General features: G+C 71.6%; 15 protein-coding genes. 6 read left to right on the forward strand and 9 right to left on the reverse strand.

Annotation, left to right across the window (positions count from 1 at the left end; translation table 11 throughout):
• Positions 1 to 6 precede the first annotated feature (6 nt).
• Positions 7 to 1,260, forward strand: a complete 1,254-nt coding sequence (gene bcsZ / locus INQ48_16455) for a cellulase (protein QRF55023.1) — start codon at positions 7 to 9, stop codon at positions 1,258 to 1,260.
• On the forward strand, positions 1,236 to 5,573 hold the full coding sequence (locus INQ48_16460) for a BCSC C-terminal domain-containing protein (GenBank protein QRF55024.1): 4,338 nt from the start codon (positions 1,236 to 1,238) through the stop codon (positions 5,571 to 5,573). The genes bcsZ and INQ48_16460 overlap by 25 nt, the downstream gene beginning before the upstream one ends.
• Before the next feature lie 69 nt (positions 5,574 to 5,642).
• On the opposite strand, the gene INQ48_16465 is transcribed toward INQ48_16460, so the two are convergent.
• Together INQ48_16465 and INQ48_16470 are read right to left on the reverse strand one after the other, a co-directional pair.
• Entirely contained in the window at positions 5,643 to 6,998 is a 1,356-nt protein-coding gene (locus INQ48_16465; protein QRF55025.1) for a GGDEF domain-containing protein, read from the reverse strand.
• Between the two features lie 223 nt (positions 6,999 to 7,221).
• On the reverse strand, positions 7,222 to 7,557 hold the full coding sequence (locus INQ48_16470; GenBank protein QRF55026.1) for a hypothetical protein: 336 nt from the start codon (positions 7,555 to 7,557) through the stop codon (positions 7,222 to 7,224).
• Positions 7,558 to 7,826: 269 nt separating this feature from the next.
• Between INQ48_16470 and INQ48_16475 the strand changes: the two genes are divergently transcribed.
• Both INQ48_16475 and INQ48_16480 read left to right on the forward strand, forming a co-directional pair.
• On the forward strand, positions 7,827 to 9,497 hold the full coding sequence (locus INQ48_16475; protein QRF55027.1) for an alpha-D-glucose phosphate-specific phosphoglucomutase: 1,671 nt from the start codon (positions 7,827 to 7,829) through the stop codon (positions 9,495 to 9,497).
• 13 nt (positions 9,498 to 9,510) lie between these two features.
• Positions 9,511 to 9,921, forward strand: coding sequence for a DNA-binding protein (locus INQ48_16480; GenBank protein QRF55028.1), 411 nt, complete (start codon positions 9,511 to 9,513; stop codon positions 9,919 to 9,921).
• A gap of 15 nt (positions 9,922 to 9,936) precedes the next feature.
• Here the strand turns inward: INQ48_16480 and INQ48_16485 are convergent, their stop codons facing one another.
• Genes INQ48_16485 through INQ48_16495 form a run of 3 tightly spaced genes read right to left on the reverse strand, consistent with a single transcriptional unit; the run spans position 9,937 to position 11,910 of the window.
• Positions 9,937 to 10,995, reverse strand: a complete 1,059-nt coding sequence (locus INQ48_16485) for an aldo/keto reductase (GenBank protein ID QRF55029.1) — start codon at positions 10,993 to 10,995, stop codon at positions 9,937 to 9,939.
• Complete coding sequence (locus tag INQ48_16490) at positions 10,992 to 11,360, reverse strand: TIGR04076 family protein (GenBank protein QRF55030.1); 369 nt, start codon at positions 11,358 to 11,360, stop codon at positions 10,992 to 10,994. Before INQ48_16490 ends, INQ48_16485 begins: the two co-directional genes overlap by 4 nt.
• Before the next feature lie 13 nt (positions 11,361 to 11,373).
• Positions 11,374 to 11,910, reverse strand: a complete 537-nt coding sequence (locus tag INQ48_16495) for a cupin domain-containing protein (GenBank protein ID QRF55031.1) — start codon at positions 11,908 to 11,910, stop codon at positions 11,374 to 11,376.
• A 202-nt stretch (positions 11,911 to 12,112) separates the two neighbouring features.
• Here INQ48_16495 and INQ48_16500 point away from each other — a divergent pair, with 202 nt between their 5' ends.
• Both INQ48_16500 and INQ48_16505 read left to right on the forward strand, forming a co-directional pair.
• Positions 12,113 to 12,412 (forward strand): DUF3311 domain-containing protein, encoded by a 300-nt coding sequence (locus tag INQ48_16500; GenBank protein QRF55032.1) that lies wholly within the window; start codon positions 12,113 to 12,115, stop codon positions 12,410 to 12,412.
• Entirely contained in the window at positions 12,409 to 13,917 is a 1,509-nt protein-coding gene (locus tag INQ48_16505; GenBank protein QRF55033.1) for a sodium:solute symporter family protein, read from the forward strand. Before INQ48_16500 ends, INQ48_16505 begins: the two co-directional genes overlap by 4 nt.
• A 7-nt stretch (positions 13,918 to 13,924) precedes the next feature.
• On the opposite strand, the gene INQ48_16510 is transcribed toward INQ48_16505, so the two are convergent.
• The 4 genes from INQ48_16510 to INQ48_16525 all read right to left on the reverse strand — a co-directional run bounded on the left by INQ48_16510 (position 13,925) and on the right by INQ48_16525 (position 18,656).
• A complete protein-coding gene (locus tag INQ48_16510) occupies positions 13,925 to 15,280 on the reverse strand; it encodes a homoserine dehydrogenase (GenBank protein ID QRF55034.1) in 1,356 nt (451 codons plus the stop codon).
• Positions 15,281 to 15,544: 264 nt separating this feature from the next.
• Positions 15,545 to 16,621 (reverse strand): amino acid ABC transporter permease, encoded by a 1,077-nt coding sequence (locus INQ48_16515; GenBank protein ID QRF55035.1) that lies wholly within the window; start codon positions 16,619 to 16,621, stop codon positions 15,545 to 15,547.
• Positions 16,618 to 17,625 carry an ABC transporter permease subunit gene (locus tag INQ48_16520; protein QRF55036.1) on the reverse strand — a complete coding sequence of 336 codons (1,008 nt, stop codon included), beginning with the start codon at positions 17,623 to 17,625 and terminating at the stop codon, positions 16,618 to 16,620. The genes INQ48_16515 and INQ48_16520 overlap by 4 nt, the downstream gene beginning before the upstream one ends.
• Positions 17,622 to 18,656, reverse strand: coding sequence for an amino acid ABC transporter substrate-binding protein (locus tag INQ48_16525; protein ID QRF55037.1), 1,035 nt, complete (start codon positions 18,654 to 18,656; stop codon positions 17,622 to 17,624). Before INQ48_16525 ends, INQ48_16520 begins: the two co-directional genes overlap by 4 nt.
• Positions 18,657 to 18,820: the final 164 nt, after the last annotated feature.

The raw sequence follows: 18,820 nt of genomic DNA on the forward strand, positions 1-18,820 counted from the left end.
CCCACGATGCCAGGTTCGAAGCCCACGCTTCCCTCTTCCGTTCCCGACCGGCAGCGCCGCTCGCTGTTCGCGGCGATGGCCGCGTCCGCGCTGGCCTGGACCGGCACGCGCGCGGCCGCGCAGGCCGCGCCGACCAGTCCTTCCGCGCCACCCGCCGCGCCGATGCCCGCCACCTGCCATCCCGCGGCCGACTGGAACGCCTTCGTCGTGCGCCATGTCCAGCGCGACGGCCGCGTGATCGACTTCAACTCGGCGCAGCAGCACTCGACCTCCGAGGGCCAGTCCTACGCCATGTTCTTCGCGCTGGTCCACAACGACCGCGAGCTGTTCGCGCGCGTGCTGGGCTGGGCCGAGACCAACCTCGCCAGCGGCAGCATCGCGAAGAACCTGCCGGCCTGGCAGTGGGGCCGCAAGCCCGGCGGCGGCTGGGGCGTGCTCGATCCGAATCCCGCCTCCGACGCCGACCTCTGGATCGCCTATGCGCTGATGGAAGCCGGCCGGCTCTGGAACGAGCCGCGCTACGCCAGCATGGGCCGCAGCCTGCTGGCGCTGGTGGCGCGCGAGGAAGTGGTCTCGCTGTCCGGCTTCGGCCGCATGCTGCTGCCCTGGCCCAAGTCGGTGGCCAGCGGCTCGGTGTGGCGGCTCAACCCGAGCTACATGCCGCTGCAGCTGCTGCGCTATTTCCAGCATGCCGATCCGCAGGGTCCCTGGGCCGCGGTGGCCGACAACACGGTGCGCCTGCTCGCGGCCACGGCGCCGCGCGGCTTCTCGCCCGACTGGTGCGCCTGGTCCGAAGATGCCCGCGCCTTCGTCGCCGATCCCGAGAAGGGCACGGTCGGCAGCTACGACGCGATCCGCGTCTACCTCTGGGCCGGCATGCTGCCCGAGCAGTCGCCCGACCGCCGTGCGCTGCTGCAGGCCCTGTCCGGCCCGAAGCGGCTGCTGGCCGACCGGCAGCCGATCCCCGAACTGGTCGACACCGCCACCGGCACCGTGCGCGGCATGGGTCCGCTGGGTTTCGCCGGCGCGATGCTGCCCTACCTGAAGGCGCAGGAACAGCCCGAGGCGCTGGCCACCGAGGTGGCGCGCCTGCCCAATTCGCGCGCCGACGGCCAGCCGTCGACCGCCCTGCTTCCCTACTACGAACAGATGCTGCTGCTCTTCGGCCAGGCCTGGCTCGACGGGCGCTACCAGTTCCTTCGGAACGGCCAGCTGCAAACCTCATGGAGACTGCTATGTCGACCCACCCGCACGGCATGACATCGCCGCGTCCGACCCGGTTGCGCCGCGCTCCGGCGGGCCTGCCCTCCGCGCGCTGGCTGGCCTGCCTGGGCCTGTTCGCCACGCTCGGTGCCGCCAACCCCGCGCATGCGCAGGCCGACGCCGCCACCGCCCTGATCGAACAGGGCAACTACTGGCAGTCGCAGGGCCGCGCCGACCTCGCCGAGGAGAGCTGGCGCAAGCTGCTGAGCGTCAACCCGCAGTCGGCCGACGCGATGTACGGCATGGCGCAGGTCGAGCTCTCGCGCGGCAACGCCGAGCCGGCGCGCAGCTGGATCGCGCGGCTGCGCACGGCCGCGCCCAACGATCCGCGCCTGTCGCGCCTGCAGCAGCAGGCACAGAACCCCGGACAGGGCAGCCTGCTGCAACGCGCCCGCGCGGCGGCGCGCGCCGGCCGCGCGTCCGAGGCGGTGCAGCTCTACCGCGACCAGTTCGACAACCGGCCGCCGCCCGAGGCGCTGGCGCTCGAGTACTACCAGACGCTGAGCAGCACGCCGCAGGGCGCCGACGAAGGCCGCCGCGGCATCGAACAACTGGTGCGCGAATATCCCGAGAACGCCAGCTACAAGCTCGCGCTCGCGCAACTGCGCACCTACAGCGAGGCCACGCGGCGCGAAGGCATCCGCAGCCTGGCCGAGCTGTCGAAGCAGCCGACCGTGGGCGCGGCCGCGCGCGCGAGCTGGCGCCAGGCGCTGATCTGGCTCGACGCACGCGCGCCCGACATGCCGCTGTACCGCGAGTTCCTCGCCAACAACCAGAACGACACGGCCGTGGCCGCGCGCCTCGAGGCGCTCGAGAGCGGCCGCACGACCGCGGCCTCCGGCCCGGGCGTGCCGCTCGGCGAGGGCTACCGCGCGCTCGACCGCGGCGACCCGGCGACCGCCGAGCAGCGCTTCCAGCAGGCGCTGCGCGCCAAGGCCGACGACAGCGAGGCGCTCGGCGGCCTCGGTCTGGTGCGGCTGCGCCAGGAGCGCTTCGCCGAGGCGCAGCAGTACCTCGAGCAGGCCGCGCGTGGCGGCAACACCAAGTGGAATTCGGCGCTGCAGAGCGCCACCTACTGGAACCTCGTGAACCAGGCCCGCGCCGCGCAAGGCCGCAACGACCTGCGCGGCGCGCAGTCGCTGCTCGAGCGCGCGGTACGCATCGACGCGCGCGAACCCGTGGGCCAGGTCGCGCTGGCCGACCTGCGCGCCGCCGCCGGCGAACTGCCGCAGGCCGAACAGGGCTACCGCCGCGTGCTCGAGAGCAAGCCCTCGGACGGCCAGGCCCTGCGCGGCCTGATCGCCGTGCTGGGCCGCCAGGGCCGCGCCGACGAGGCGCTCGAACTCTCGCGCCGCCTCACGCCCGAGCAGGCGGCCCAGCTCGGCGGCCTGCGCGACATCCAGGTCGAGCAGGCACGCGCCAAGGCCAAGCAGCAGGCCGATGCCGGCGACGCGGCCGGCGCGCAGCGCACGCTCGAGGACGCCATGCTCGCCGCGCCCGACAGCCCGTGGGTGCGGCTGGACCTCGCCAACATCTACCGCCGCCAGGGCCTGGTGGCGGAGGCACGCGGCGTGATGGAGGGCCTGCTGATGTCGCAGCCCGACATGCCCGACGCGCTGTTCGCGAGCGCCCTGCTGGCCTCCGAGACCGGCGACGCGGCCGCCGGCATGCAGTACCTCGAACGCATCCCGGCCGGCTCGCGCACCCGCGAGATGGCCGCGCTGCAGCGCCGGCTCTGGGCCCAGTCGCAGGCGCAGCGCGCGCAGGCGCTCGCGCGCCAGGGCCAGGTCGACGCCGCGCGCCAGCTGCTGGGCCAGGCCGAGGCCTCGCTGAGCAGCGACATGCCGAGCGAGATCTTCGGCCAGCTCGCGGGCGCCTATGCCGACATCGGCGACGCGCCGCGCGCCCTCGCGATGAGCCGCCAGCTGCTCGCGCGCACGCCGACGCCGACCGTGGCCAACCGCCTGCTCTATGCCTCGGTGCTGCTCAAGACGCGCCAGGACATCGAGCTGTCGGCCGTGCTGCGCCAGCTCGCGAGCACCAGCATGACCTCGTCCCAGCGCGCCGACTTCGACGCGCTGCGCATCGCCTACGCGCTGCGCCAGACCGACGCGCTGCGCGAGGCCGGCAACCTCGAGGCCGCCTACAACGCGATGGCGCCGGTGCTGGCCGAGCAGCCCGACGATCCGAAGGCGCTGGCCGCGCTCGCGCGGCTGTATTCGGCCGCGCGCGACGAAGGCCAGGCGCTGGCGCTCTACCAGCGCGTGCTGCAGCGCAGCCCGACCGACCTCGACACCCTGCTGGCCGCCGCCGCGAGCGCGAGCGCGCAGCGCAACCATGCCGATGCCGAGAGCTACGTGATGGCCGCGCTCAAGCAGGCGCCCGACGAATCGCGCGTGCTGACCGCGGCCGGCCGCGTCTACCGCAATGCCGGCGACAGCCGCAAGGCCGAGCAGTACCTGCGCGCCGCGGTCGAGGCCGACAGCCGGCTCGCGGCCGGCGGTTCGCCCGGCGCGCCCGGCGTGCCGGGCGGCCTGCCGCCCGCCAACCCCTTCGCCGGCATGACCGGCGGCGCCGCGCGCGCCGCGCTGCCGGTGCCCGCGGGCGCCGGCGGCAATCCCTTCGCCCAGGCACGGATGCAGCCGGTGGCCTATGCGGCGGCGGCGCCCGCGGCCGCCTATCCCGCCAGCTACCCCGCCAGTTACCCCACGAGCAATCCGGTGCAGTACCCGGCCTATCCCGCCGCGCCCGCGAACACCGCCTATCCGGGCGCGACGCCGTGGCCCACGGGCACGCAGCCCGCGGCCAACAACGCCAAGGGCCGCCGCACCACCGGCACCGCCGCGCCCGCCGCGAACACGCGCACCGCTGCGCGCACCGCCAACACACCCCAGGCCACGGCCTATATCGCACCGCCGTTGCAGCAGTACCCCGTGCCCGGCACGCAGACATCGCTGCCCCCGGTCTATGCCCAGGCGCCGCAGGCCTATGCGCAAGGCGGCGGCCTGCTGCCGCTGCCGCGCCCGGGTTCGGCGCCGGCCGACCTCGGCTGGAACGCGGCACCGCGCGCCCAGCCGCCGGTCGATTCGGCCGCGGCGGAACTGCGCGAACTCGAGGCCGCGCGCTCGGTGTCCTTCACCGCCGGCACCGTGTTCCGCAACCGCGCGGGCGAGGCCGGGCTGAGCCGGCTGACCGACTTCGAGATTCCGTTCGAGGCCCGCTTCCCGGTCGGCGACGGCAAGATCGTCGTGGGCGTCACGCCCACCTTCCTCGATGCCGGCTCGCCCGCGGGCGACTGGGCCACCGCCAGCCGTTTCGGCGGCGGGCCCGGCGCGGCCTTCACGGGCCTGGTCAACGGCACCACGGCCGGCCAGCAGAACGCCTCGGGCCTGGGCCTGAGCGTGGGCTACGAGGGCAAGAACTTCGGCGCCAGCATCGGCACCACGCCGCTGGGCTTCCAGCAGGTCAACCTGATCGGCAACGTCAGCTTCAAGGGCGCCTTCGGCGACTCGTGGTCGTACAAGGCCGACCTGTCGCGCCGGCCGGTCACCGACAGCCTGCTGTCCTTCGCGGGCGCGAAGGACGAACGCACCGGCGAACGCTGGGGCGGCGTGGTCGCGACCGGCGCGCGCGGCGACATCGGCTACGACGACGGCACCTACGGCTTCTACGGCTACGGCGCGCTGCATGGCCTCACGGGCAAGAACGTGGCGAGCAACTCGCGCTTCGAGATCGGCGGCGGCAGCTACATCCACCTGCTGAGCGAACCGGGCAACAAGCTCACGCTGGGGCTCAACCTCGGCATCATGGGCTACGACAAGAACCTCAGCTACTACACCTTCGGGCATGGCGGCTACTTCAGCCCGCAGAGCTTCGTGAGCCTCGCGCTGCCGGTGGACTGGAGCGGGCGCAACAACCGGCTGTCGTGGCGCGTCAATGCCTCGCTGGGCGTGCAGGCCTTCAACCAGAAGGAAGCGCCCTACTTCCCGACCGACAGCAGCCGCAACGGCGACGCCGGCCGCGCGGCCGCCGGCGCGGCGGCGCTCGGGCTCACCAACACGATCTACAACGGCCGCTATCCGAAGACCTCGAAGACCGGCCTGGCCTACAACCTCGCCGCGGTGCTCGAGTACCAGCTCGCGCCGAAGATGTACCTGGGCGGCTCGATCGGCCTGAACAACGCGCAGGACTACCGGCAGTTCACCGGCAGCCTCTACCTGCGCTACGTGTTCGACGGCTCGAGCACGCTGGGCGTGCCCACGGGCACGACGCTGCGGCCGCTGGTATCGCCGTACACGCCGCTGCTCTGATCGGCGACGGCCCATGAAGAAGCCGCGCGGCCCCGAGGGGCTCGCGCGGCTTTCGTTTTGTTGGAGGGCTCAGCCGCCCGCGGTCGACGGTCCCGTCGCGGGCAGCCCCGCCTGCGCGCGGTGCTGGTGCGGACCCCACAGCGGCACGCGCTCGAAGTCCTTGACCCACTGCGGGATGTCGCAGGCCGACAGCGGCATCGAGATGCCGTAGCCCTGGGCCAAGGTGCAGCCCATTTCTAGCAGCGCCTCGCCCAGATCGAGCGTCTCGACGCCCTCGGCCACGGGCGTGCGGCCCAGCGCCTTGAGCAGCGCGAGGATGCCCTGCACGATCGCGCGGTCCTGCTCGCTCTCGAGCATGCCGCGGATGAAGGACTGGTCGATCTTGACCGAGGACACCGGCAGCTGGCGCAGATAGGTCAGCGAGGAGTAGCCGGTGCCGAAGTCATCGATGGCCACCGGCACGCCCAGGCCCTTGCAGGCCTCGACGAAACGGGCCACGGTGGAGAACTTGCTGATGGCGGTGGTCTCGAGGATCTCGAGCTCGAGCGTGCCGGCGCCGAGCTTGGGGAACTGCGCCAGATGCTGCGCGAGCCGGTCGACGAAGTCCCAGCGCATCATGTGGCGCGGGCTCACGTTCACGCTGATCGCGGTGCGCAGGCCGGCCGAGCGCCATTCGTGCGCCTGCCGCAGCGCCGCGCCGATCACCCAGTCGCCCATGCGCTCGGCGAGCTCGTCGCCCTCGGTCAGCGGCACGAACTGCCCGGGCTGCAGCAGGCCGCGCTCGGGATGCTGCCAGCGAATCAGCGCCTCGACGCCGACCATCACGCCGCGCTGCATGTCGACCTTGGGCTGGTAGCAGAGGAAGAATTCGTCGCGCTCCAGGCCTTCCTGGATGCGCTGGCGCGCGCGAACCATCTGCTCGTCGGCATGGGCCTGCGGCGCGTCGAAGTAATGCACGCGGCCGTCGCCCGCGCGCTTGGCGAAGAAGGCCGCATGGCTGGCCTGGCGCAGCGCGAGCTCGGGCGGCGGACCGCTGGCGTCGAGCAGACGCGCGCCGAGGCTGGCCTCGAGGCTGACGGCATGGCCGCGCCATTCCCAGGGTTCGGACAGCGCGGTCAGCATGCGCTCGAGCACCTGGTGGCACTGCGAATTGCCGATGCCCGCGAACACGGCCGCGAACTCGTCGCCGCCCACATGCGCGATCAGGCCCTCGCGCGGCAGCTGGGCCTTGAGCCGGCGGCGCGCTTCCTCGAGCGCGGCGTTGCCGCCGGCCATGCCCAGGCGCTGGTTCACGTCGGCGAAACGATCGAGGTCGATGAAGCAGACGATGGCGAGCCGCTTGCCCTCGCGGGCCCAGTCGGCCAGCAGCGGGCGCAGCACCTCATCGGGCGGAAGGCGGTTGAGTCCGGAATCCGGCAGGGCCATGGCGGGAGGTTGCTTGGTCGACAAAGGGCTGAGTCCGGAAAATCGCAATCTATTGTTCTCTCAAAACTGACCGTGGAGCGATCCGGGCGGGGCGAATTGTTACGTTCGCGGTTCTCGCGCAACACCGAGGCATCGAAACAGGACCAAAGCATTCACGAATGGGTGCCCTGGCACGGGGAAGCGGGATCGAAGCGGCGGGCTCGGCTCTCTCTGCGTTCTCTTCTTATTGGCAGCTCGCCCCCACGATGCGGCCCGAGGGTTCGACCCTCACGTTGAGCCGGGTCGGATCGAGCGCCGGGTCGGGCGGGTCGGTGGCGAGCACGGTGCGCGCGAACTTCGCGCCGCTGCGCTGGCGCATTTCCTCGAGCAGCGCGGCGGTGACGCGCAGGCCCAGCGCGAAACGCACGCCTTCGGCCAGGCAGCTGTCGGGCGGCGGCGCGAAGGCCGGCGGCTCCGGCACTTCGGAGGTGAGCGGACGGTCCTTGGGCGGCGCCTGGCAGCCGGCGGCCAGCAGGAGCAGCGCCGCGAGAGAAAGCCAGTGTCGGCCGTGGATGCGCATTCGGGGGTTCCTTGAACGGGGCGTAGCTTAGTCGGCCGCGACGGCGAATTTCGGCGATCTCGCGGAAGCGAAAACAAAAGTATCGACAAAATTCACGATCTCCCTCCCGGTTTCAGGAGGGAAAACGTTTGCGCCATCTTGGCATGCGCCGAGGCAACGGGTCCAGCGGCGAGACACGCCCCTCTCCGACTGTGCCGCCGGCGCTCGCCACCGTATCCTAGGCGCACCCGGCCCGGCGCCGACTCCTCCCGAACCCTGGACACATCCCGATGAGCCCTGCCTCCAAGACCGCGGCACCCGCCGCCCTCCCCGGCCAACCCGCGCCGCACGACCTGCTGGTGAACGTGCCGCGGCTGATCTCGGCCTACTACAGCGGGCGGCCCGATCCCTCGGTGGCCGCGCAGCGCGTGGCCTTCGGCACCTCGGGCCACCGCGGCTCGTCCTTCGACAACGGCTTCAACGAATGGCACGTGCTCGCGATCAGCCAGGCGATCTGCGACTACCGGCGCCAGAAGGGCATCGACGGCCCGCTGTTCCTCGGCATCGACACCCATGCACTGTCGACGCCGGCCTTCAACAGCGCGGTCGAGGTGCTGGCGGCCAACGGCGTCGAGCTGATGCTCTCGCAGGACGACGAATACACGCCCACGCCCGCCGTCTCGCACGCGATCCTGGTCTACAACCGCGGCCGCAGCAGCGGGCTGGCCGACGGCATCGTGATCACGCCCTCGCACAACCCGCCCGAGAGCGGCGGCTTCAAATACAACCCGCCCAACGGCGGCCCCGCCGGCACCGACATCACCTCGGCGGTCGAGGCCGCGGCCAACGGCTTTCTCGCCAACGGCCTGCAGGGCGTGAAGCGCCTGCCGCTGGCGCAGGCGCTCCAGGCCTCGACCACGCACCGGCACGACTACCTGAACACCTATGTGGAGGACCTGGCGCAGGTGCTCGACATGGACGCCATCCGAGACGTGCCGATCGCGCTGGGCGTCGATCCGCTGGGCGGCGCGGGCGTGCACTACTGGCCCGCGATCGCCGGGCGCTACAAGCTCTCGCGCCTGACGGTGCTGAGCCAGGAGGTCGACCCGACCTTCCGCTTCATGTCGCTCGACTGGGATGGCCGCATCCGCATGGACCCGTCCTCGCCCGATGCGATGCACCAGCTGATCGCGCTCAAGGACCGCTTCGGCATCGCCTTCGCCTGCGACACCGACCACGACCGCCACGGCGTGGTGGCGGGCAGCAGCGGCCTGATGCAGCCCAACAGCTACCTCGCGGTGATGATCGACTACCTCTACACGCACCGCCCGGGCTGGCCCGCGGCCGCGGCCGTGGGCAAGACCGTGGTCAGCAGCCGCATGATCGACCGCGTGGCCCAGCGCCTGGGCCGCCGGCTCTACGAGGTGCCGGTGGGCTTCAAGTGGTTCGTCGACGGGCTGGTCGACGGCTCGCTGGCCTTCGGCGGCGAGGAGAGCGCGGGCGCGACCTTCCTGCGCCGCGACGGCACCGCCTGGACCACCGACAAGGACGGCATCGTGCCGGCGCTGCTGTCGGCCGAGATCGCCGCGCGCACCGGGCGCGATCCGGGCGAGCGCTATGCCGAGCTCACGCAGGCGCTGGGTCGGCCGGTCTCCGACCGCGTCGACGCGGCGGCCACGGTCGAGCAGAAGAAGCGGCTGTCGAGCCTGTCGCCCGCGCAGGTCCGCTCGACCGAGCTCGCGGGCGAGAAGATCGTCGAGGTGCTGAGCCATGCGCCCGGCAACGGTGCGGCCATCGGCGGCGTGAAGGTGATCACCGAGAACGGCTGGTTCGCGGCGCGTCCCTCGGGCACCGAGAACATCTACAAGATCTACGGCGAGAGCTTCCAGGGCCCGGAGCACCTGGCGCGCATCCTCGAGGAGGCGCAGCAGGTGGTCGACGGCGCGCTCGCCGCGCCCTGACACCGGTCGCGCGATGCGCACGTTGCCCCTGCGCCTCTCGCCCGGCGACGACCTGCGCGCGGCGCTCGACCGCGTGCTCGCGCAGCAGGCGGTGGAAGCGGCCTTCGTGCTCTCGGGCATCGGCAGCCTGCGCGGCGCGCGCGTGCGCTTCGCGGGCGCGCCCGAGCCCACGGCGCTCGAGGGAGACCTCGAGATCCTCACGCTCGCGGGCTCGCTCTCGCCCACGGGCTCGCACCTGCACATCAGCGTGGCGGACGCGCAGGGCCGCGTCTGGGGCGGCCATGCGGCGCCGGGCTGCGTGGTGCGCACCACCGCAGAAGTGTTGTTGGCATTGCTGCCCGAATGGCGCTTCTCGCGCGAGCACGACGAGGCCACGGGCTATGCCGAACTGAGGATGTACGAAAAACCGCTGGATCGCGACTGAGCCGGGTCGGGTTGTTCAGTGCGGCTTGTCGTTGAGGTCGTACTTCATGACGCGGCCATGCCGCCCCTCGATGTCGCGTTCGACCTCGTAGACGTCGCCGCTGTCGGGGCGGCGCTGCGCGAGCACCGCGTCGAGCGCCGCGAGGTCGGCCGCATCGAGCTCCAAGGCGAGCATGCGCAGGTGGTCGGGCAGATGGTCGCCGCGGCGCACGCCGACGATCACGGCCGCCACCTCGGGCTGCGCGAGCACCCAGCGCATTGCGACCGCCGACAGCGAGGTGCCGTGCCGCCGCGCGATCTTCTGCAAGGCTTGCAGCAGTGCCTGGAACAGATCCCAGCCGCCGAAGTCGTCGATGATCAGCTTGTATTTGACCAGCGAGCGGTTCTCGAGCGGCTCGGCCGGTTCGCTCACGCCGAGCCAGCGCTCCGACAGAAAACCGCCGGCCACGCTGCCGTAGCACAACAGCTTCACGCCGGCCTGCGCACACCAGGGCGCGAGCCGCGCGCGCGGCCGCTGGTCGAGCAGCGAGTACTGCACCTGCATGCTGCGCAGCGGCAGGCCGGCGTCGCCCAGCTCGCGCGCGCGCGGCGTGTCGAAGTTGGTGCCGCCCAGCAGCTCGATCTTGCCGGCGCGCTGCAGTTCGGCCAGCCAGTGCGCGACCTCGACATAGCGCGGCACGCGGTAGTCCCACCAGTGAAACTGCACCAGGTCGAGCCGCTCCACGCCGAGGCGGCGCAGCGAGCGGTCGATGGTCTGTTCGACCTGCTGCTTGTCGATGCTCGGCAGCAGCGCGAGGTCGGGCACGAACTTGGTGTGCACGCGCAGCTGCGCGAGGCTGTCGGCGCCGTGCCGCGCGCGGTGCTCGCGGCGGAATTCGCCGATCAGCTCCTCGACGCCGGTGTAGATGTCGGCGCAGTCGAAGGTGGTGATGCCGGCCTGGTAGTAGGCCGACATGTCGGCGATGGCCGCGGCGCGGTCGATGCCGCCATGGCCGCCGGCGAGCTGCCAGCCGCCCTTGAGCATGCGCGAGATGGAATAGCCGGGGGCGAGTTCGGTGCGGGGGACGGTGCTCATGGTCGAAGGTCGGAAGGGTGGACCACGGCCGTGGTGTCGGCGTGGCGGAAGACGCGCGTGCCGATGCGCGTGATGCGCAGGCGCGAGGGGCAGTTCGGATCGGGGCAGGCGATCTCGGCGTCGGTGCTCATCCAGTCGTTGCCCTCGGTGGCGCGCTGCTTGGCGGCCAGCAGCGGCAGCACCGCGCCCAGCGAGTAGATCGAGAAGCCCTGCCCCGGCGGCAGGTGCAGCATCTCGCCGCGCAGCTCGAAGTGGTCGCCGGGCTGGCCGCAGTAGATGCGCGCGCCCTCGGGCGCGACCACCTCGACGCGCAGGTCGTGCAGCGTGAAGCTGCGCTCGGCGGCGGAATCGGTCGGTGTGCTCATGGGAGGCTCCTGCTCAGGGATTGGGCGGCGTCACCGACAGGATGATCTCGGTCGGCGCCTGCGAGGCGTTGATGTAGCGGTGCGGCAGCCGCGCGTCGAAGGAGATGCTCTCGCCGGCCTGCACCGGGTAGTCGACGCCCGCGACCTGCGCCACCAGCGCGCCGGCCACCACGTAGACGCACTCGGCCGAGGCATGGCCGCGCGGCTCGTCGGCCGACATCTGGCCCGGCTGCAGCACCGCGCGCAGCACCTCGAGCTGGCCCACGCCGGCGGTCAGCCGCTCGTAGGCGACCTGGCCCTGCGGCGCCGTGAGCATCGCGCGCCGTCCCGGCCGGCTGACCCAGACGGTGGGCGGCGCGGGGTCGGAGAACAGCGAGGACACCGATTCGCCGAACACGCCCGCGAGCCGGCGCAGGGTCTCGAGGCTCGGGTCGGTGACCGCGCGCTCGATCTGGCTCAGCAAGGTGGCCGACACGCCGGCCTGGGCCGCGAGCTCGCGCAACGAGAGGCCGCGTGCGGTGCGCAGTTCCTTGAGCCGTTCGCCGATCATGGGTGGAGATTTCCTTTTGTGCAGTCTGGCAGCACGATGGAGCGATGCTATGTGCCATGAAGGTGCACGTCAAGACGGCTCGATGCCCAGAAAAGGCGCACGAATCACAAGGAAAACCCGAAGGCTCGCCGCTTGTGCCTCGTGCACTTTGGCTGCACACTCCGCGCCCATCTCGTGCAGCAGCACTTCACAGGAGTTTCGAATGGCCGGCCCGTCTCCCTCCTCCATCGCATCGCCTCCGCGCCGCCGCGCCTACCGATGGCTGCTGGCCTTCCCCTTCGTCTGGCAGGCCGGCCTCGCGCCCGTGGTCAACGACATCGCGCTGCGGCCCTTCGGCCTGCCGTTCCCGATGGCCTGGCAGATGGCGGGCATCGTGCTCACGAGCGTGGCGATCGCGCTGGTGTTCCGGCTCGACGCGCGCCATGGCGTGGAGGACGAGGAAGCCGACTTCCTCGCGCGGCACCAGGACGCCGGCACCGACGGCCACGGGAGCGCGCGATGAAGCTCGCGATCGTCCTCGCCATCCTGCTCGCCACGGTCGCGGGCGCCATCGCCTATGGCCGCCGCACGCGGCGCGCCGCCACCTTGGCCGAATGGGCCGTGGGCGGCCGCAGCCTCGGCACCCTGCTGTTCTGGTTCATGAACGCGGGCGAGGTCTACACCACCTTCGCGGTGCTCGGCATCTCGGGCTATGCCTGGGCGCTGGGCGCGCCGGCCTACCTGGCCTTCTGCTCGGTCTCGATGAGCTATGCGGTCGGCTACTGGCTGATGCCGAAGATCTGGCGCGCGGGGCGCATCGGGCGGCTGCTCACGCAATCCGACTTCTTCGCCGCGCGCTACGAGGCGCCCTGGCTCGGCGTGCTCACCGGCGTGGTCGGCATCGCCTCGCTGGTGGTCTACGTGCAGATCCAGCTCGTGAGCCTGGGCCTGATCGTGCAGCTCACGCTCGACGGCGCGGTGTCGAGCGAGGCAGCCACCCTCGGCGCGGGCCTGTTGATGATCGCCTTCGTGTTCGTGGCCGGCGTGCGCTCGGCGGCCTTCGCGGCCGGCGTGAAGGACGTGCTGATGGTGCTGGTCGTGGTGCTGCTGAGCGTGACGGTGGCGAGCAAGGTGGGCGCGGCCTCGCTGCTCGACCTGTTCGCGCTGGCCGAAGCGAAGCACCCGGGCATCGGCAGCTTCCCGGGCCTCGATGCGAGCTCGCCGACCACCGCGATCTGGCTCATGACCTCGGCCATCAACATCGCGCTGGGCAACTGGGTGTTCCCGCACCTGTTCCAGATGTCGTACACGGCGCACAGCGCCACCGCGATCCGGCGCAACGCGATCTGGCAACCGATCTACTCGCTGGCCTATTTCTTCATCATCCTGCTGGGCTTCGCGGCGCTGATCGCGGGCACGCAGCCGCCGGGCGGCAACCTCAACGCGGCGCTGCTGCAGTTCGTGTCCGACCGCTACCCGGCCTGGACCGTGGGCCTGCTCGCGGGCACCGGCTTCCTGCTGGCGCTGGCGCCGGGCTCGCTGCTGCTGCTGACGGCCGGCTCGATCTTCACGCGCAACGTGGTGCGGCCTTTCAGGCCCGCGCTCGGCGAAGGCGCGGCGCTGGCGCTGTCGCGCGGCTCGCTGGTGTGCTTCGCGGCGATCGCCGTGTGGCTGTCGATCAGCCAGAAGGGCTCGCTGGTGAAGATCCTGCTCGATGCCTATTCGGCCATCGGCATGCTGGCGCCCGGCGTGTTTCTCGGCTTCCTCTGGAAGCGCACCAGCGCGCTCGGCGTGCTGGCCGGGCTGCTCGCGGGCTTCGCGGCACTGCTGGCACCGCCGGCCGCGAAGTTCTGGGCGACCGCGCTGCCGCAGTGGGAGGCCGGGCTGATCGCGATGGCGATCAACGCGGCGGTGGTGGTGGCGGTGAGCCTGGTCACGCGGCGGCCGCGCGCCGCCGCGCTGGCACTGGGGCAGCTCGACGACGAGGCACCGCGCGCGGCCGGCGGCCTGCCCGCGCGGGCCGCCTGAACGCGCTTCAGCCTTCCAGCATTTCCACGCGCAGCGTCGCGACCGGCCCGGCCACGGCCGGGTGCGACTGCAGCGCATGCACCGCGAGATCGAGCGCGCCCTGCGCCATCGGCTCGGTCAGCACCAGCACCTGCGCGCCGGCCGCACTGGGCGCGGCCAGCGTCACCTGCCGCACCGGCACCTGCTGGCCCGCGAGCCAGGCCGTCACGGCCTCGATGCCGCCGGCCGCGTGCACCGGCAAGCGCAGGTAGTGCGCGCTGCGCACCGCGGCGCGCGGCAGCACCTCGAGCGCGTTCATCGCATGCGCATGGAAGCCCAGGTGCGGCACGCGCTGCGCGGCCGGGGTGCCGGCCAGCCGCGCCACGTCCACCAGGTCGGCGATCACGGCCGAGGCGGTCTGTTCCGAGCCGGCACCGGCGCCGTAGTACATCGTCACGCCCGAGGCATCGCCCTTGACCATCACCGCGTTCATCGAGCCGTTCACATGCGCCAGCAGATGCTCGGCGGGCACCAGCGCGGGCTGCACGCGCAGCTCGACACCCTCCTCGCGGCGGCGCGCCACGGCCAGCAGCTTGACGCGAAAGCCCAGTTGCTCGGCGCAGGCCACGTCCAGCCCCTGCAGCGCCGCGATGCCCTCGGCCTGCACGTCGGCGAAACGCAGCGGCATGCCGAAGGCATTGGCCGCGAGCAGCGTGAGCTTGTGGGCCGCGTCGATGCCCTCGATGTCGAAGGTCGGGTCGGCCTCGGCATAGCCGAGCGCCTGGGCCTGCGCGAGCGCGGCGCCGAAGTCCAGGCCCTCGTCGCGCATCTTGCTCAGAATGAAGTTGGTGGTGCCGTTGACGATGCCCGCCACCCATTCGATGCGGTTGGCCACGAGGCCTTCGCGCAACGCCTTCACGATCGGGATGCTGACCGCCACCGCGCCCTCGTAGGCCACCGCCACGCCATGGCGGCGCGCGGCCTCGAAGATCTCGTCGCCATGCTCGGCCAAGAGCGCCTTGTTGGCCGTCACCACGTGCTTGCCGTGGGCGATCGCGGCCAGCACCCAGTCGCGCGCCGCGCCGGTGCCGCCGGCCACCTCGACCACCACGTCGAGCTCGGGATGGGTCGCGACGCGCATCGCATCGTCGGTGAGCGCCACGCCCTCGCCCACGATGCCCGCGGCGCGCGCGAGGTTGCGCGCGGCCACGATGACGAGCTCGATGCCGCGGCCGGCGCGCGCGGCGATCTGGTCGTGGTTGCGCGCCAGCACGCGGAAGGTGCCCGAGCCGACGGTGCCGATGCCGATCATGCCCACGCGCAGCGCTCGCATGGCCTGGCTGGGCACGACGGTTTCTAGGGACTGGACGGGATCGCGGTACATGGGCTTCTCCAAACGACAAAAACAAAAACCCAGCTGCCAGAGCTGGGTTTCATTCGTTCGGGGGAAGAGCGATCACCAGGTGGCTGCCGGAACGGCCACCTGCGCGTGCTCAGGTGGCCGCGGTGGTAATGGTGGTAATCATTCGTGCATCCATTGCCCATCCGGTCCGCGCGGAAGCGGACGGCATCATGCGGCCCATGCGGGCGGCGCTCGATGCGAAGGCGGGGAGGAAACACGACATGGGGCCGGAGTGTACAGGACGCCTCAAGCCGGCTCGGCCGGCACCACGCGCGGCACGGCCGACAAGCGCCCCTCGAGCCACACGCTGTAGCGCGAGAGCCCGAAGCACAGCAGCCAGTAGATCGCCGCGATGAACAGGTAGCCCTCGAGGTAGAACGGCCGCCAGGTCGGATCGCCGCCGAGCGACAGGCCGAGCGCACCCGTGAGCTCGAACAGGCCCACCACCGTGACCAGCGAGGTGTCCTTGAGCGTGCCCACCACGTTGTTGGTCAGCGCCGGCACCACCAGCCGCAGCGCCTGCGGCAGCACGATGTCGCGCTGCACCGGCCAGCGGCCGAAGCCCAGCGCCATCGCGACCTCGGTCTGGCCGCGCGGCACGGCCTGCAGGCCGCCGCGGATGATCTCCGCCAGGTAGGCGGCCACGAACAGCGACAGCCCGGCCAGCACGCGCACCAGCACGTCGGGCTGCCAGCCCGCGGGCCACAGCAGCGGCAGCAGGAACGAGGCCATGAACAGCACCGAGATCAGCGGCACGCCGCGCACCAGCTCGATGTAGCTTGCGCAGAGCGTGCGCACCACCGGCCAGCCCGAGCGGCGCCCGAGCGCCAGCAGCAACGCGAGCGGAAAGGCCAGCGCCAGCCCCACCACCGCGAGCCCGATGGTCAGCGGCAGGCCGCCCCAGCGGTTGGTCGGCACGTGGCTCCAGCCGAACACGCCGCCGCGCATCAGCAGCACGAAGGCCGCGAGCGTCAACAGCCACAGCGGCAACAGCCACCAGCGCCAGCTGCGCGGCCAAGCACTGAGCAGCGTGACCGCCGACAGCAGCGCGACCGCGATCGCGGGACGCCACTGGTCTTCGTAAGGGAAGCGGCCGAACAGCATCGGCCGCCATTTCTCGGCCACCACGCCCCAGCAGGCACCGTGCTGCACCGCGCGGCAGGCCTCGGCGTCTGGACGGAACACCGCGTGCACCACGGCCCAATCGACCAGATGCCAGCCGGCCCAGGCCAGCAGCGCCGCGAGCAGCAGCGTGGCGAGCGTGCGCAGCGGCGAACCCCAGAGTTCGTGCCGCCAGGCGATCGGGCCTCGCACGACCCTCATCGCCAGCCCCGCAGCGCGACGCGCGCGTTGTAGCGGTTCATGCCCAGCGAGATCACGAGCGACAACAGCAGGTAGACCGCCATGATGATCGCGATGCATTCGAAGGCGCGGCCGTTCGCGCCGATGGTGGTGTTGGCCACCGACACCAGCTCAGGATAGCCGACCGCCACCGCGAGCGAGGAGTTCTTAACCAGGCTCAGCACCTGGTTCGTGAGCGCCGGCACGATCACGCGCAGCGCCTGCGGCAGGATCACGATGCGCAGCTGCTGCACCGGCGAGAAGCCCATCGCCTGCCCCGCGAGCACCTGCCCCTGCGACACCGACAGGATGCCCGCGCGCACGATCTCGGCCACGAAGGCGGCCGAGTAGAGCGACAGGCCCGCGACGATGGTCACGTACTCGGGGCTCAGCGCCGCGCCGCCGTTCACGCCGAAGTCGCCGCGCTCGGGCCATTCGAGGTGCGTGGGCCACCAGCCGCCCTCGCCCGCCACCGGCCACGGCACGCTGAGGCCGCCCTTGCTGAGCCACACGCCCGGCAGCAGCCGCACCGGCTCGGTCGGGTCGGGCAGCAGGTTGGCCATCACGAAGGCCAGCATCAGCAGCTGCACCAGCAGCGGCACGTTGCGCAGCAGCTCGACGTAGGCGGTGCAGATGCCGCGCACCAGCACGTGCGGCGCGAGCCGGCCGATGCCGATCAGGGTGCCGAGCAGCACCGAGAAGACGACCGCCGGCACCGCGGCGCGCACGGTGTTGACGAGGCCGGCGAGGAAGGCGCGCCACGAGGGTTGGCTGGCCTCGAAGTCGAGCCAGCCCTCGCTGATCGCGAAGCCCGCGGGCTCGGTGAGGAAGTCGAAGCCCGAGCGCACGCCGCGCGCGCGCAGCACCTCGAGCGCGTGGTGCACGACCCAGAAGGCGCCGGCCACCACGGCCAGCACCAAGAGCACCTGCACGGCCCAGGCCAGCCAGGCCGAGCGGCGCGCGCCGCCCGCGGCCCGCAGGCTCATCGCACCGGCGGTGCGTAGATCAGGCCGCCCTTGCTCCAGAGGTTGTTGGAGCCGCGCGGCAGCTTCAGCACCGACTTCGGTCCGACGTTGCGCTCGAAGATCTCGCCGTAGTTGCCCACGGCCTTGATGGCGCGGTAGGACCAGTCCTTGTCGAGGCCCAGCAGCTTGCCGAGGTCTTCACCGGCGCCCAGCAGGCGCTGCTGCGCGGGGTCCTTGCTCGAGGCCTTGAGCTGTTCGGCGTTGGCCTCGGTGATGCCGGCCTCTTCGGCCTCGATCAGCGCGTTGGGCACCCACTTGGCGATCGCGAACCATTCGTCGTCGCCGCGGCGCACCAGCGGCGCCAGCGGTTCCTTGGAGATCAGCTCGGGCAGGATCAGGTAGTCGTCGGGGTTCTGCGCTTCCTTGTTGCGCAGGCCGGCGAGCGCCGAGGCGTCGGTCGTGAACGCCTGGCAGCGGCCCGAGAAGAAGGCCTTGAACGAGGCCTCGAAGCTCTCGAACACCACGGTCTTGACGGGGATGTTCTGGGCCCGGAAGTAGTCGGAGACGTTCTTCTCGTTGGTGGTGCCCGACTGGGTGCAGATGGTCGCGTTCTTCAGTTGCTTGGCGCTCGTGACCTTGAGCTTCTTCGGCACCAGGAAGCCCTGGCCGTCGTAGTAGGTGATGGTCGTGAAGTTGAAGCCCAGCGAGGCGTCGCGCGTCAAGGTCCAGGTGGTGTTGCGCGCGAGGATGTCGATCTCGCCGGCCTGCAGTGCCGAGAAGCGCTGCTGCGAATTGAGCGGCACGAACTCGACCTTCTTCGCATCGCCGAGCACGGCCGCGGCGATCGCGCGGCAGGTGTCGACGTCGAGGCCCGACCAGTTGCCCTGCGTGTCGGGCGCCGAGAAGCCGGCCACGCCATTGGTCACGCCGCACTTGACGCTGCCGCGCTGCTTGACCGCGTCGAGGGTCTTGCCGGCGAAGGCGGGCGCGGCGGCGACCAGCGCGGCGGCGGCCGCGGCCAGGGCGAAGGCGGATCGGAATCGGGGCGTCATGGGTGGGTTCTCCTCAAGGGTCGCGGTCTGCGGTGGGGGTGTCTGCGCGGAGGCAAAAAGGCAGTGTACGAGGCGGCGCGCCGGGCCGCCAAAGAACAGGCGGTTGGATGCATATGCGAAGTCCGTGTGGACGCGAAGGACGCAGGCGCGGCTGCCTGCCGTTT

This window comes from Variovorax paradoxus, assembly GCA_016806145.1.
Classification (GTDB): Bacteria; Pseudomonadota; Gammaproteobacteria; order Burkholderiales; family Burkholderiaceae_C; genus Variovorax.

What these genes read in the sequence shown, in the direction of transcription:
- INQ48_16500 (QRF55032.1), top strand. Translation starts at nt 12,113, where the DNA reads ATGGCCGGCCCGTCTCCCTCCTCCATCGCATCGCCTCCGCGCCGCCGC.
- INQ48_16480 (QRF55028.1), top strand. Translation starts at nt 9,511, where the DNA reads ATGCGCACGTTGCCCCTGCGCCTCTCGCCCGGCGACGACCTGCGCGCG.
- INQ48_16475 (QRF55027.1), top strand. Translation starts at nt 7,827, where the DNA reads ATGAGCCCTGCCTCCAAGACCGCGGCACCCGCCGCCCTCCCCGGCCAA.
- INQ48_16505 (QRF55033.1), top strand. Translation starts at nt 12,409, where the DNA reads ATGAAGCTCGCGATCGTCCTCGCCATCCTGCTCGCCACGGTCGCGGGC.
- INQ48_16515 (QRF55035.1), bottom strand. Translation starts at nt 16,621, where the DNA reads ATGAGGGTCGTGCGAGGCCCGATCGCCTGGCGGCACGAACTCTGGGGT.
- INQ48_16470 (QRF55026.1), bottom strand. Translation starts at nt 7,557, where the DNA reads ATGCGCATCCACGGCCGACACTGGCTTTCTCTCGCGGCGCTGCTCCTG.
- INQ48_16465 (QRF55025.1), bottom strand. Translation starts at nt 6,998, where the DNA reads ATGGCCCTGCCGGATTCCGGACTCAACCGCCTTCCGCCCGATGAGGTG.
- INQ48_16525 (QRF55037.1), bottom strand. Translation starts at nt 18,656, where the DNA reads ATGACGCCCCGATTCCGATCCGCCTTCGCCCTGGCCGCGGCCGCCGCC.
- INQ48_16520 (QRF55036.1), bottom strand. Translation starts at nt 17,625, where the DNA reads ATGAGCCTGCGGGCCGCGGGCGGCGCGCGCCGCTCGGCCTGGCTGGCC.
- INQ48_16510 (QRF55034.1), bottom strand. Translation starts at nt 15,280, where the DNA reads ATGTACCGCGATCCCGTCCAGTCCCTAGAAACCGTCGTGCCCAGCCAG.
- INQ48_16490 (QRF55030.1), bottom strand. Translation starts at nt 11,360, where the DNA reads ATGAGCACACCGACCGATTCCGCCGCCGAGCGCAGCTTCACGCTGCAC.
- INQ48_16495 (QRF55031.1), bottom strand. Translation starts at nt 11,910, where the DNA reads ATGATCGGCGAACGGCTCAAGGAACTGCGCACCGCACGCGGCCTCTCG.
- INQ48_16485 (QRF55029.1), bottom strand. Translation starts at nt 10,995, where the DNA reads ATGAGCACCGTCCCCCGCACCGAACTCGCCCCCGGCTATTCCATCTCG.
- bcsZ (QRF55023.1), top strand. Translation starts at nt 7, where the DNA reads ATGCCAGGTTCGAAGCCCACGCTTCCCTCTTCCGTTCCCGACCGGCAG.
- INQ48_16460 (QRF55024.1), top strand. Translation starts at nt 1,236, where the DNA reads ATGTCGACCCACCCGCACGGCATGACATCGCCGCGTCCGACCCGGTTG.